At 70.6% G+C, this 13,011-nt stretch carries 12 protein-coding genes; 4 read left to right on the top strand and 8 right to left on the bottom strand.

What is annotated here, in order from left to right; all coding sequences use genetic code 11:
• Window positions 1-6 precede the first annotated feature (6 nt).
• The 5 genes from TR48_RS27430 to TR48_RS27450 form a co-directional block, all read right to left on the bottom strand.
• Window positions 7-1,197 (bottom strand): DUF475 domain-containing protein, encoded by a 1,191-nt coding sequence (locus tag TR48_RS27430; RefSeq protein ID WP_042372174.1) that lies wholly within the window; start codon window positions 1,195-1,197, stop codon window positions 7-9.
• Window positions 1,198-1,289: 92 nt separating this feature from the next.
• Window positions 1,290-1,868: a TerD family protein gene (locus TR48_RS27435; RefSeq protein WP_042372175.1), complete on the bottom strand. Its 579-nt coding sequence runs from the start codon at window positions 1,866-1,868 to the stop codon at window positions 1,290-1,292.
• 141 nt (window positions 1,869-2,009) lie between these two features.
• On the bottom strand, window positions 2,010-2,468 hold the full coding sequence (locus tag TR48_RS27440; protein ID WP_042372178.1) for a peroxiredoxin: 459 nt from the start codon (window positions 2,466-2,468) through the stop codon (window positions 2,010-2,012).
• 87 nt (window positions 2,469-2,555) lie between these two features.
• Window positions 2,556-3,437: a DinB family protein gene (locus tag TR48_RS27445; protein ID WP_042372180.1), complete on the bottom strand. Its 882-nt coding sequence runs from the start codon at window positions 3,435-3,437 to the stop codon at window positions 2,556-2,558.
• A 176-nt stretch (window positions 3,438-3,613) separates the two neighbouring features.
• Complete coding sequence (locus TR48_RS27450) at window positions 3,614-4,060, bottom strand: DUF3052 domain-containing protein (RefSeq protein ID WP_042372181.1); 447 nt, start codon at window positions 4,058-4,060, stop codon at window positions 3,614-3,616.
• Window positions 4,061-4,622: 562 nt separating this feature from the next.
• On the opposite strand from TR48_RS27450, the gene aceE reads away from it, so the two are divergent.
• The 3 genes from aceE to TR48_RS27465 all read left to right on the top strand — a co-directional run bounded on the left by aceE (window position 4,623) and on the right by TR48_RS27465 (window position 9,704).
• Complete coding sequence (aceE, locus tag TR48_RS27455; RefSeq protein WP_042372184.1) at window positions 4,623-7,373, top strand: pyruvate dehydrogenase (acetyl-transferring), homodimeric type; 2,751 nt, start codon at window positions 4,623-4,625, stop codon at window positions 7,371-7,373.
• A 170-nt stretch (window positions 7,374-7,543) separates the two neighbouring features.
• Window positions 7,544-8,284, top strand: coding sequence for a G1 family glutamic endopeptidase (locus TR48_RS27460; RefSeq protein ID WP_042372186.1), 741 nt, complete (start codon window positions 7,544-7,546; stop codon window positions 8,282-8,284).
• 301 nt (window positions 8,285-8,585) lie between these two features.
• Window positions 8,586-9,704, top strand: coding sequence for an alpha/beta hydrolase (locus TR48_RS27465; RefSeq protein ID WP_042372188.1), 1,119 nt, complete (start codon window positions 8,586-8,588; stop codon window positions 9,702-9,704).
• Window positions 9,705-9,903: 199 nt separating this feature from the next.
• On the opposite strand, the gene TR48_RS27470 is transcribed toward TR48_RS27465, so the two are convergent.
• Window positions 9,904-10,914: an aldo/keto reductase gene (locus TR48_RS27470; RefSeq protein WP_042372190.1), complete on the bottom strand. Its 1,011-nt coding sequence runs from the start codon at window positions 10,912-10,914 to the stop codon at window positions 9,904-9,906.
• 3 nt (window positions 10,915-10,917) lie between these two features.
• A complete protein-coding gene (locus TR48_RS27475) occupies window positions 10,918-11,331 on the bottom strand; it encodes a MerR family transcriptional regulator (RefSeq protein ID WP_042372192.1) in 414 nt (137 codons plus the stop codon).
• 86 nt (window positions 11,332-11,417) lie between these two features.
• Between TR48_RS27475 and TR48_RS27480 the strand changes: the two genes are divergently transcribed.
• Window positions 11,418-12,245, top strand: coding sequence for a serine hydrolase domain-containing protein (locus tag TR48_RS27480; RefSeq protein WP_042372194.1), 828 nt, complete (start codon window positions 11,418-11,420; stop codon window positions 12,243-12,245).
• Window positions 12,246-12,257: 12 nt separating this feature from the next.
• Here TR48_RS27480 and TR48_RS27485 read toward each other — a convergent pair whose 3' ends face one another.
• Window positions 12,258-12,992: a pirin family protein gene (locus TR48_RS27485; RefSeq protein ID WP_042372197.1), complete on the bottom strand. Its 735-nt coding sequence runs from the start codon at window positions 12,990-12,992 to the stop codon at window positions 12,258-12,260.
• Window positions 12,993-13,011 lie beyond the last annotated feature (19 nt).

Below are 13,011 nucleotides of genomic sequence, written 5' to 3' on the forward strand. Positions count from 1 at the left end.
GGAACGTTAGAGCCCGATCGATCGGGAGGCAACGGGGTTTCCGCCGATGCCGCCGTCCTCGCCGTCCTGCCCGTCGTCGCCCCGCCCGTCGTCGTCCTGCCCGGCGTCCTCGGCGTCGGCCGGGGCGTCCGCACGGCGGTTGCGCAGCACCGAGCCGTACAGCGCCAGCGCGATGAAGGCGACGCCGATCAGGCCGGTGACGACCTCCGGGATCGTGTACCTGATCGAGGCCATGAGGATGAGGGCCAGTGCGCCGATCGCGTAGTGCGCGCCGTGCTCGAGGTAGACGTAGTCGTCCAGCGTCCCCCGGCGGACCAGGTGGACGGTGAGCGAGCGGATGTAGAACGCGCCGATCCCGAGCCCGAGGGCGATCTGGAAGATGTTCTGGCTGACCGCGAACGCCCCGACGACGCCGTCGAAGGAGAACGAGGCGTCGAGGATCTCCAGGTAGACGAAGAGCACGAAGGCCGCCTTGCCGGCCACATGCAGCGTCGAGCGCCTCGGACGCGGGACGGGCACGGTCGGGTGGGCCGCGTCGTCGTCCTCGTCGGGGACGCCGACGGCCTCGAAGCGGTCCGCGAGGCCCGTCGCGAGCAGGTAGGTGAGCACCCCGGCGACGCCGGCGAGCAGGACGGTCTCGGCGCGGTCGCCGGCGAAGAGGCGGGAGGCGAGCAGCAGGGCCGCGAGCGTGAGGATCACCGGCAGACGTTCGAGTCGGCCGAAACGTTCCATCATCCGTTCCAGCGGCCCGAACCAGCGCTGCTCCTTCTCACCGCAGAGGAACTCCAGGAAGATCATCAGCAGGAACGCCGCCCCGAAGGCGGCGATGGCCGGATGGGCGGCGTCGAGGTGCTCAGCGTAGCTGAGGCCGTGGTACGTCCGCGAGGAGTCCACCGCCAATTGCAGCACCGTGAGCGGCGCGATGTGCGCGGTGAGGCCGACCACCAGCAGCGGGAAGACCAGCCGCATCCCGAAGACGGCGACGAGCACGCCCACGGTCAGGAAGATCCGCTGCCAGAACGGGCTCATCCGCCGCAGCACGGTGGCGTTGATGACGGCGTTGTCGAAGGAGAGCGAGATCTCGAGGATCGCCAGGATCAGGACGACACCGAAGCCGTCCGCCCCCCACAGGTATCCGGCCGCGGCCAGTCCCAGCAAGGTGACCCCGAAGGACCATCCGAAGGTGCGGAGAATCACCGCGCGCCCACCCCTCTCGCTCCCGCCGTCGGTCGACGCTCACCCGGCCGCCGGTCGGCCGGGAGATGCCCCCAGCATCTCATGACGGATTCTTACGAAACGTTCACCCCAAAGTCTAGGGCGATGCCTCGCAATCCGGTCGCGTACCCCTGACCGACGGCGCGGAACTTCCACTCCCCGTCGTAGCGGTAGAGCTCGCCGAAGATCATCGCGGTCTGGTCGGACGCCTCTTCGGACAGGTCATAGCGGGCGAGCTCGGTTCCGTCCTGCTGGTTGACCACGCGGATGAAGGCTCCGCGAACCTGGCCGAAACTCTGCCTGCGGATCTCGGCGTCGTAGATGGACACCGGAAAGACGATCTTGTCGACCTGGGTGGGCACCAGGGCGAGCTGGACGGTGATCACCTCGTCGTCCTCCGCGCCGTCCCCGCCGCGGATGTCGTCGCCGTGGTGCTCGACCGAGCCCTCGGGGCTCTTGAGGTGGTTGTAGAAGATGAAGTACTCGTCACCCAGCACGCGGCCGCCGGAGCAGAGCAGAGCGCTGGCGTCGAGGTCGAAGGGCGCGCCCGTCGCCGACCGGGCCTGCCAGCCGAGCCCGATCCGCACCGTCGTCAGGTGCGGTGCCGCCTTGGAGAGTGAGACGTTTCCGCCCTTGGCCAGCGTGACGCCCATGGCTCGTGTTCCTGCCCCTCTGCCGCGCCGATCTCTCGTTGCTGGGCTCGATCGTAACGGGGCATCAGCAGATCGGCACAGGGCCCGGGGGCCCCGACGAACGGGTTCCCTCGGGCCCTGTGCCGAGTCGGCGGATCAGGCTCAGATGCCCTGCAGCGCCTTCAGGTACTCCTGCTGGTCGCGCGCGTCCGGCAGACCGTTGACGACGGTCCAGCGGACGACGCCCTGCTTGTCGATGACGAAGGTGCCGCGGACGGCGCAGCCCTTCTCCTCGTCGAAGACGCCGTAGGCGCGCGAGACCTCGCCGTGCGGCCAGAAGTCCGAGAGCAGCGGGTACTCCAGGCCCTCCTTCTCGGCGAAGACGCGCAGCGTGAACGGCGAGTCGTTGGAGACGGCCAGGATCTGCACGTCGTCGTTCTGGAACGACGGCAGCTCACGCTCGAGGCTGCAGAGCTCGCCGGTGCAGACACCGGTGAAGGCGAACGGGTAGAAGACCAGCACAACGTTCTTCTCGCCACGGAAGTCCGCGAGCGAGACGACCTCGCCGTGCTGGTTCTTGAGCGAGAACTCGGGAGCCGGAGAACCGACCTCGATAGCCATGCGAATACCCCTCATTGTCGTGGGCCGTGCCGGCTCCATCCTGCCACCTCGGGACGTTGCACTTTCCAGGGGCGCAGCAGGTGAACGTCAGCGGAGACCTGGAAGGCGGCTCAGCAGGGACACCGCGCCGACGGCCTTGCGGAGCAGGGGGCCGCCCGGGAGGTTGGGGACCTGGTCGACGAGCGGGGCCAGCGCGAGAAGGCCGCCGACGCGGCGCATGCGGATCTCGCCGCGGGCGAGCATCGTCGGGACGGATCCCGTGGAGACCAGGAGGTGGCGGGCCGCGCCCTCGACGCCGGGGAGGTCGTCCCCCGCTTCGCGGCGCCGCACGCGCCAGCCGTCCGCGTCGGCGGCGAACACCCAGCCGAGGCCCCCGTCGGGCTCCCAGAGGCCCGCCGAGGCCGGGATCCTGGCCCGCCATGCCAGCGCCCCGACCACGTCGACCATCGCGGCCAGGCCCGCGTCCGCGAGCGACGGCGGGACGGAGCCGGAGGTGTCCAGGACCGCCTGCGCGGCCTCGTGGCCCATGGCGTGGATCTGCGTCAGCACCGGCAGCGGGCCGAGTGGGGAGTCCACGATGCGGCGGCCGAGCTCCGGCGCGGCCAGGACCTCGTCCAGCGCCGCCACGACCCGCTCACGGGCCTCCGCCAGCGCGTCCCTGACGTCCTGGGGCGAAGGGTCGAAGGGCTTGGGGCGCCGCTCGGGGGCCGGCAGGCCGTGTGCCGCGGCCATGACGGAGCCCAGGACCGGCCGTCCGGGCCAGGAGCCCAGCGCGGCGAGCGGCCGCAGATTCCGGGCCTCTGGCTCGCCCCCGCCGGCCGTGCTCGACGCGGGCGACGCGCTCGGCCCACCGGCCGCGGCCTCGAGCACCGCGTCCCAGCCGCCGAGGACGCGCGCCCGCAGGCTCTCCGGCGGCTCGTCGGCGACGCCGCGCGGCCCGTGCAGGACCGGTCGGTGATCTTCTGCCATGCCGCCATTCTGCCGCCGAGGCCGCAAGCCCGGCATTTCGGCGCTTTCGCGCCCTGCCCGCAACCCAACGCAACGCAACCCAGCGCAACCCAGCGCCGCCGAACGTGCGAAGCGGGGCCCGGACGGAGGATTCCGTCCGGGCCCCGCTCGTCAGCTCGGGATGCTCGGCGAGCGCGTCAGCGCTTGCCGGCCTTGGCGGCCTTGGGCGTGGCCAGACGGACCGCCGACCACTCCTTGCTCACCGCCGCCGTGCTGGTCTGCGACAGGCCGGCCGTCTGTGCGGCGTCGGCGATGTCGCTGGCCTCGACGTGGCCCTCGCGCCCGGTCTTCGGCGTGAGCAGCCAGACCAGGCCGCCCTCCACCAGGTACTCCTGGGCATCGACGAGGGAGTCGGTGAGATCTCCGTCTTCGCTGTCCTCGCGGAACCACAGCAGCACGACGTCGGCGACGTCGTCGTAGTCCTCGTCGACGAGCTCGGTGCCGGTGAGTTCCTCGATGGACTCACGCAGGACCTGGTCGACGTCGTCGTCGTAACCGAGCTCCTGGACCACCTGTCCGGGCTCAAGGCCCAGCCGACGTGCCTGGCTGGTCTTGTCCTCCGCGGGGTCCGCGGTCGCGCTCACGGGAATTGCCTCCTATATCCGACCCTGTCTTCTGGTACCAGGGCTGTGCCGGTAGTCCACACGGGCGGGGCGCGGAGCGCAAGTACCCGGCCTCCGATCAGCCCCTGGCTACGGTGAGTCGCGGTGCGACACGCCGTCGGGAGTGACCGGGATCACTCCCATTTGCCCCAGTATCACCAGCAAACGGCGTTCCGCGCAGCGGATCGAACTTCCCCTTACCCGCTGTAGGCGTCGCTCACTCCTCGTAGGGATCGCAGCACGGAGCGCCGCGGGGCACGTCTCAGCAGTCGACCGTGTGACCGAGTAGTCCTTGACCAGGCGTAGAGTCTCCTGTTGGCCCTCCCCAGCCTGCCCACTCCACAACGTTGTGGGGACGGGTCGGGCCACCTCGTCGTGCGACACCGCGCACCTGGCGAGAACCGGCTTGATTGCCCCTAAGGGATTACTCCCATCAGGGCACGAATCGGTTACTCATGGGTAGAGATGACGTTTCTCCCCCTGCGGTCCACGATGGAGGCGGCGCGACACACCCTCCGCAACGACCGACAAGTGAAGGAACAGCGTGGCTTCCGGATCCGATCGCAACCCGATCATCATTGGCGGCCTGCCCAGCCAGGTCCCCGACTTCGATCCCGAGGAGACCAGCGAATGGCTGGACTCCCTCGACGCCGCCGTCGACGAGCGCGGCCGTGAGCGCGCCCGCTACCTCATGCTGCGGCTGATCGAGCGCGCCCGCGAGCGGCGCGTCGCCGTGCCGGAGATGCGCAGCACGGACTACGTCAACACCATCGCCACCAAGGACGAGCCGTTCTTCCCCGGCAACGAGGAGATCGAGCGCAAGGTCCTGAACGCCACCCGCTGGAACGCCGCGGTGATGGTCTCCCGTGCGCAGCGCCCGGGCATCGGCGTGGGCGGCCACATCGCGACCTTCGCCTCCTCGGCGTCGCTGTACGACGTGGGCTTCAACTACTTCTTCAAGGGCAAGGACGCCGAGGGCGCCTCCGGCGACCAGATCTACTTCCAGGGTCACGCCTCGCCGGGCATCTACGCCCGCGCCTACCTGCTGGACCGGCTCTCCGAGCAGCAGCTCGACAGCTTCCGCCAGGAGCACTCGCGCGCGCCGTACGGCCTGTCCAGCTACCCGCACCCGCGCAACATGCCGGACTTCTGGGAGTTCCCGACCGTGTCCATGGGCCTCGGCCCGCTGGGCGCGATCTACCAGGCGCGGATGAACCGCTACCTGCTGAACCACGGCATCAAGGACACCTCCGACTCGCGCGTGTGGGCCTTCCTCGGCGACGGCGAGATGGACGAGGTCGAGTCGCTCGGCCAGCTGTCCATCGCCGCGCGTGAGGGCCTGGACAACCTGACCTTCGTGGTCAACTGCAACCTGCAGCGCCTCGACGGCCCGGTCCGCGGCAACGGCAAGATCATCCAGGAGCTGGAGTCGATCTTCCGCGGCAACGGCTGGAACGTGATCAAGCTCATCTGGGACCGCACCTGGGACCCGCTGCTGGCCCAGGACCGCGACGGCGTGCTGGTGAACAAGATGAACACCACCCCGGACGGCCAGTTCCAGACCTACGCCACCGAGTCCGGCTCGTACATCCGCGAGCACTTCTTCGGCGGCGACCTGCGCCTGCGCGCCATGGTCGAGGGCATGACCGACGAGCAGATCCAGCACCTCGGCCGCGGTGGCCACGACCACAAGAAGGTCTACGCCGCGTTCAAGGCCGCGACCGAGCACAAGGGCCAGCCGACCGTCATCCTGGCCCAGACCGTCAAGGGCTGGACCCTGGGCCCGAACTTCGAGGGCCGCAACGCGACCCACCAGATGAAGAAGCTGACGGTCGAGGACCTCAAGCGCTTCCGTGACCGGCTGCACCTGCCGATCACCGACAAGCAGCTGGACGAGGGCTACCCGCCCTACTACCACCCGGGCAAGGACTCGGAGGAGATCCAGTACATGCACGACCGCCGCGCGGAGCTCGGCGGTTACATGCCGACCCGCAAGGTCCGGCCGCGCAAGCTGGAGCTCCCCGGCGACGATGCCTACAAGGTCCTGAAGAAGGGCTCCGGCCAGCAGTCGATCGCCACCACGATGGCCTTCGTCCGCCTGCTCAAGGACCTGATGCGGGACAAGAACATCGGCAAGCGCTTCGTGACGATCGCCCCGGACGAGTACCGCACCTTCGGCATGGACTCGCTCTTCCCGTCCGCGAAGATCTACGACCCGATGGGCCAGCAGTACGAGTCGGTCGACCGTGACCTGCTGCTCGCGTACAAGACGTCCCCGCAGGGTCAGATGATCCAGGACGGCATCACCGAGGCCGGCTCCACCGCCTCGCTGATCGCCGCGGGTTCGTCCTACGCCACCCACGGCGAGCCGCTGATCCCCGTCTACGTCTTCTACTCGATGTTCGGGTTCCAGCGCACGGGTGACCAGTTCTGGCAGATGGCCGACCAGCTGGCGCGCGGCTTCGTGCTCGGCGCGACCGCCGGCCGCACCACGCTGACCGGTGAGGGCCTGCAGCACGCCGACGGCCACAGTCAGCTGCTGGCCTCGACCAACCCGGCGGCCGTCAGCTACGACCCGGCCTACGGCTACGAGATCGCCCACATCGTGCAGGACGGCCTGCGCCGCATGTACGGCAGCAGCGCCGAGCACCCGCACGGCGAGGACGTCTTCTACTACCTCACCGTCTACAACGAGCCGATCCAGATGCCGGCCGAGCCCGAGAACGTGGACGTCGAGGGCATCCTCAAGGGCGTCTACAAGCTGGCGGAGGGTCAGGGCGGCCAGGTCCCGGCGCAGATCCTCGCCTCCGGCGTGGCCGTGCCGTGGGCGCTGGAGGCCCAGCGCCTCCTGGCCGAGGAGTGGAACGTCAAGGCCGACGTCTGGTCGGTGACCTCCTGGAACGAGCTGCGCCGTGACGCGGTGGAGACCGAGGAGTTCAACCTGCTCAACCCGGACGAGGAGCAGCGCGTCCCGTTCGTGCAGCGCAAGCTGACCGGCGCGGAGGGCCCGTTCGTGGCCGTCTCCGACTGGATGCGCGCGGTGCCGGACCAGATCGCCCGCTGGGTCCCGGGCCAGTACCAGTCGCTGGGCGCCGACGGCTTCGGCTTCGCCGACACCCGTGGCGCGGCGCGCCGCTACTTCCACATCGACGCGCAGTCGATCGTGCTGGGCGTGCTGACCGAGCTGGCCAAGCAGGGCAAGGTCGACCGCACGGCGCTGAAGGCGGCCATCGACCGCTACCAGCTGCTGGACGTCGCGGCCGCGCACCCGGGCAACGCGGGCGGCGACGCGTGACCGCCTGATCCGTAAGCAGCAGGGGCTCGGTGACGATTCGTCACCGAGCCTCTCCGTTTGCTGTGGGTTTTTTCTGTGGATTCCGGCAAACCACTCCCCCGCGTGGTGTCACTCCTCTACTTTGGCCGAACGCCGACAACAGATTCGGCATTTCGTGCGAGAGGAGCTCCATGCGTACGACCCGTCGCACCACCGCTCTGTCCGCCGCCCTGCTGGCCGTCCTCGGGACCGCCGCACCCGCCTTCGCGACCGCCGCCCCCGCGATCGCCAACGGGACCGTGCACAACCTGCACATCCACCTGCGCAACAGCTCCAGCTCCAACTGGTCCGGCTTCGCCGCCACCGGCGGCAACTTCACCAGCATCTCCGCGAGCTGGGTGCAGCCGACCGGCAAGTGCACCAGCGCCACGAGCTACTCCAGCTTCTGGGTCGGCATCGACGGCGACGGCAGCAACAGCGTCGAGCAGACCGGCTCGGAGGTCGACTGCTCGGGCGGCTCGCCGCAGTACTACTCCTGGTACGAGATGTACCCGGCCTACCCGGTCAACTTCTCGAACACCGTCAGGCCGGGCGACCACTTCACGGGTTCGGTCACCTACAACGGCTCGGGCAAGTTCACGATGAAGCTGAGCGACACCACCCAGGGGTGGAGCCGGTCGGTCAGCAAGACCTACTCGCCGGCCCAGCGCTACTCGGTCGAGGTGATCGCCGAGGCGCCGTCCAGCTCCACGGGCGTGCTGCCGCTGACCGACTTCGGCACGGTGAACTTCACCAACTCCCTTGCCAACGGCCAGGCTCTGGGCAACTACAGCCCGGACCAGATCAACATGGTCTCCGGCTCCACGACGAAGGCCACCACCTCCTCGCTCTCGGGCGGCGAGAACTTCTCGGTGACCTTCAAGCACAGCTGACAGCGGGTTGACGACCGGCTGACGACGGTGGGTGACGCCTGACGGCGTGGCCCACCGTCCGTGTGTGAACGGCTCGTAAGAATCCCGGGCCAAGCCCGGTCGATTGACGGCCATTGTGATGGTTGTCGCAGTTTGCTCCTGGCTCGTACAGCGTACGCAGCCGGATGATGCCCTTACGCTTGCGCAAAGCGTCTCGCATGGCGGGCATGTCGCCCCACGCCGTGACGCCCCGCACCCGCGAGACCACTCGGGCTGATCGCGCCCGCACGACGGTCGCCGGCATCCCCGAGGAGACACCTGCATGCGGTTCAAGCGCACCCTGGTGGCAGCGTTGGTCTCCTTCACCTGCCTCGCCGGCACGGGTGCCGCGGCCGCGGGAGCGGCCGTCTCCACCGAGCAGATCGCCGTCACCACCCCGCCCGCGGGCAGCACCGCCTGGCTGCACGACCGCAGCCTCGGCGTGACCATGCCGGACCCCGCGACGGCGAGCGCGACCGAGGTCGCCGCGTTCTTCGCCGGGCTCACCGACGCCCAGCAGCAGCAGCTCGTCGCGAACTACCCCCTGGTCGTCGGCAACCTCGACGGCGCGCCCCTGGCGCTGCGCTACCAGGCCAACCACCTGGCCATGCAGGCCGAGCTGGACCGGCTGACGAAGCAGGACCCGCAGGCGACCGCGCAGATCGCGATGCTGACCCAGCTGACCCAGCCCGGCCACCAGGTCATCGCCTTCGACCCGCGCAGCCGGGGCCTGGTCGCCGAGGTCTTCGGCGACCTCGCCACGGCGGAGAAGGTCTCGGTCGTCGTCCCTGGTTCGGACATCGACCTCGCCCACTTCGCCCGCGTCCAGAGCGAGGCGCAGGCGCTGCGCGCAGAGGAGCAGCAGGTCTCCCCCGGCACCACCACGGCCGCCATAGCCTGGGCCGACTACGTCACCCCCGTGGGCCTCGGCGCCGACGCCGCGACCTCGCGCCTCGCCGACGCGGCCGCCCCCCGCCTCACCCGCTTCCTGGCGGGCCTCGCGGTCACCGCCCACCCGAGCACGCCGCCGTCGCTCTTCTGCCACTCCTACGGCTCGGTCGTCTGCGGCGTCGCCGCCCCCACCCTGCACGCGACCGGCACGGTCACCGACATGGTCGTCCTGGGCAGCCCCGGCATGGACATCGACGACGCCTCCGCCCTCGGCGACGGCGTCCGCCTCTGGGCCACGGTGCGCAACGCCACCGACTGGATCGGCAACGTCCCCTACCTCGAGTTCGCCGGCCTGGGCCACGGCCAGGACCCCACCAGCCCCGGCTTCGGCTCCCACCTGGTCGCCTCCACCGGCGCCGCCGGCCACAACGGCTACTACGCCCCGGGCACGGCCAGCCTCCGCAACTACGCGGACATCGCCCTGGGCCAGTACGGCGACGTGACCTCCTAGACGTGACCTCCTAAAGGGCGGGGGGCTCTGCCGATACGCGGCTCCGCCGCGTGGGCGCGAGCAACCGCTGACGCGCGGAGGGCCGCGCTCGGCGCTCCACCGGCATGGGCGGCTTGTCGCGCCCACGCCGCGGAGCGGCACGTCGGCAGGGCCCCGCGCCCCTGAAGGTGCGGTCACCCGCCGGAGCGAGGTGATCGCGTCAGCGCGAGATGCTGCTCATGTCCGCGTAGCGCTCCCCGGCGACCTGGGCGGCGATGGGCTCCAGGGTGGCGAGCTCGACGTCGGTGAGGACCAGCGACGTGGCGGCGGTGTTCTCCTCCAGGCGGCTGCGCTTGCGGGTGCCCGGGATCGGGACGACGGCCAGGTTGTGGACCTGGGCGCGCTGGTGGACCCAGGCGAGGGCCACCTGGCCCACCGTCGCCCCCCGGTCGGCGGCGATCTTGTGGACCGGGGCGAGCAGCGCAGCGTTGTGCGCGGCGTTGTCGCCGGTGAAGCGCGGCTGGTAGTTGCGGAAGTCGTCCGCCGCCAGCTCGCCGGCGTTGCTGAAGGAGCCGGTCAGGAAGCCGCGGCCGAGCGGGGAGTACGCCACGAACGCGACGCCCAGCTCCGCGGCTGCGGGCACCGCGCTGCGCTCGACGTCGCGGGAGAAGAGCGACCACTCGGACTGCAGCGCGGTGATGGGGTGGATCGCGTACGCCTCCCGCAGCTCCTCGCCGTTGACCTCGGAGAGGCCGAGGTGGCGCACCTTGCCCGCGGTGACCAGCTCCGCCATCGCGCCGACGGACTCGGCCAGCGGGACCTCGGGGTTGCGGCGGTGCATGTAGTACAGGTCGATGTGGTCGACGCCCAGGCGTCGCAGACTCGCGTCGACGGCCTGGCGGATGTACGCCGCGTCGTTGCGGACCGCGCGGTAGGTCGGGTCGTCCTCACGGCGCTCGATGGCGAACTTCGTCGCGAGGACCACCTCGTCGCGGTGGGCCTGCACGAACGGGCCGACGAGCTGCTCGTTGCGGCCGTAGCCGTACATGTCGGCCGTGTCGAAGAGGGTGACGCCCAGCTCCAGGGCCCGCTCCAGCGTGGCGCGGGACTCGGTCTCGCCGGTGTCGCCGAACTGGTCGCTGTAGAACTCGCTCATGCCCATGCAGCCGAGGCCCTGGACGCCGACGACGGGGCCGTTCGCGCCCAGCGTGGTGGTCGGGATGGTGCTCATGACTCAGTCCTGCCTCTCGCCGTACTGACATTCTTGGCCGTACAAGTCGATCTTGTAGTCCAGGACCAGAAGGTTCGCCTGGAGGTCGCGGATCCGCGCCAGCACCTCTTCGCGGTGCGCGATCAGCAGCTCGCGCCGCTCGGCGCGCGTCCCGTCGCCCGCGCGGACCAGCTCGGTGTAGCGCAGCATGGCGGCGACGGGCATGCCCGTCGCGCGCAGGTTGCCCAGAAAGCCCAGCCAGTTCAGGTCGGCCTCGCTGAAGCGGCGCTGCCCGTGGTGGGAGCGGGCCGGGTGCTCCAACAGGCCGATCCGCTCGTACCAGCGCAGCGTGTGCGCACTCAGACCGGTGCGTTCGGCCACCTCGCCGATGGTGTAGCGAGCCTCGAACTCGCTGCCCGCAACTGCGGCCTGCGACATCTCCGGCCCCTTCCGATCGTGTCGTGATCGACGCTACTGACTTCGAGTGCACTCTAAGCAAGCCTCACTCTCTAGACTCGGCCCTCATGGAGAGCCTGCGCCTGATCGAACAGTGGCCCGTCCCCACCGCCGCGGCCGTCGTCGTCCGCAGCGACGGCAGCGTGGCCGGCAGCCACGGCCCGCAGCGGCACCCGTTCAAGCTCGCTTCGGTGACGAAGCCGCTGACCGCCTACGCCACCCTGGTCGCCGTCGAGGAGGGCGCGCTGGAGCTGGACGACCCCGCCGGCCCCGAGGGCTCGACGGTCCGGCACCTGCTCGCGCACACCTCCGGCCTCGCCTTCGACGAGCACCGCGCGATGGCCGCGCCCGGCACCCGCCGCCTGTACTCGAACGCGGGCTTCGACGTCCTGGCCGAGGCGGTCGCCAAGGCGACGGGCATGCCGTTCCCGCAGTACGCGGCGGAGGCGGTCTTCGCCCCGCTCGGCATGGGCGGTTCATGGCTCGACGCCGCGAGCAAGAGCCCGGCGGGCGCCGGCGGCGTCTCCACCGCCGAGGATCTGGCCCGCTTCACCGCGGAGCTGCAGGCTCCGCGGGTGCTCCACCCCGAGACCGTGGCCGAGGCGACCCGGGTCGCCTTCCCCGGCCTGAACGGCGTCCTGCCGGGCTACGGCCACCAGAAGCCGAACGACTGGGGTCTGGGCTTCGACATCCGCGACCACAAGGCCCCGCACTGGACGGGCCTCACCAGCTCCCCCGCGACCTTCGGCCACTTCGGCCAGTCCGGCACCTTCCTCTGGGTCGACCCGGCGGCGGGCGCGGCGTGCGTCGTGCTGACCGACCGCGACTTCGGCCCGTGGGCGGCGGAGCTGTGGACGCCGTTCACGGACGCCGTGCTGGCCGAGCTGAACCAGTAGGGCCGCGCCGCCTCACCCGTAGACGACCGGTGAGTCCATCGCCCACACCAGCAGCTCGACGCCGTCAGGGCCCGCCGTCGGATCGACCGGGGTGTCCCCCTCCGTGATCCGCACCGCGTCGCCCGCGGCCAACTCACGGCCCCGGCCCTTCGGGCCGCCCGACTCGCGGAAGCCGAGGCCGCCGCGGGCGACGTGCAGGTAGAGGTACGCCGCCCGCGGCAGCTCGGGAACGGGCAGGTAGGCGCTGGCCCGCAGCAGGTGCAGGGCGGCGTCGTCGCGCCGCAGCAGGCCCGCAGGCGTCAGCCGCACCGAGCCCGCCTCCCCGTCCACCTCCCGCAGCGCGTAGTCCGGTTCGGTGCCGAACTCGCCCGGCTGCAGCCAGAACTGCAAAAAGCGGACCGGTTCACCCGGCTCGTCCGTCGCCGCGTTGACCTCGCTGTGGCTGACGCCCGACCCCGCGCTGAGGTACTGGAGCTGCCCAGGGCGCACCACCGCCTCATGACCGCGGTCGTCGCGGTGCGCCAGCGCGCCCTCCAGGACCCAGGTGAGGATCTCGGTGTCGCGGTGGCGGTGCGCGGCGAAGCCCGCGCCCGGAGCGAGGAACTCCTCGTTGCAGGCCAGGAGCGCGCCGAAGGAGACGTTGGCGGGGTCGTAGTGCGCGGAGAAGGAGAACGCGTGCGCGGTGCGGACCCCGGGCTCCGGCTCGGAGCGGTAGCGGTGGCCGGCGCGGCGGATACTGAGCGGCATACCGCCACAGTAGGCACTT

It is taken from the genome of Streptacidiphilus neutrinimicus, from assembly GCF_000787815.1.
Lineage (GTDB): Bacteria > Actinomycetota > Actinomycetes > Streptomycetales > Streptomycetaceae > Streptacidiphilus > Streptacidiphilus neutrinimicus.